This window comes from Massilia sp. CMS3.1 (assembly GCF_051262535.1).
Taxonomy (GTDB): domain Bacteria; phylum Pseudomonadota; class Gammaproteobacteria; order Burkholderiales; family Burkholderiaceae_D; genus Telluria.
This window is the reverse complement of sequence record NZ_JBIMES010000111.1, coordinates 1-258: the sequence shown is the minus strand read 5'-3', so window position 1 is coordinate 258 and position 258 is coordinate 1. Positions and strand designations below refer to the sequence as shown.

Here is a 258-nt window from a genome sequence, read left to right as displayed (position 1 = left end):
CGACCCAAAGCGGAAGTACAAGTGAGCGTAAAGCTCAGTGTTTGGCGGCAAAGTCCCGAAGCTACTGCCCAGTCTTTTTCATTCGGTATGCAATGGCAGCATACAAAAAGGCGACTCCGGCCATTCCGGCTGCAACGCCATATTGGTGGCCCAGGCAGAGGCTAGCGCTACTCAAGCCAAACATACCTGCAACGATTGCAAAACCTTTTGATTTCTTCATCTACTTAAAATTTAGGGATAAAAATTGACGTGTCCGCT

Annotated in this window: 1 protein-coding gene; it reads left to right on the top strand. The window is 48.4% G+C overall.

Annotation, left to right across the window (positions count from 1 at the left end):
* Positions 1-248 (top strand): hypothetical protein (locus ACHAC9_RS24650; protein WP_435764460.1); only part of this gene is annotated, 248 nt, incomplete at its 5' end.
* Positions 249-258 lie beyond the last annotated feature (10 nt).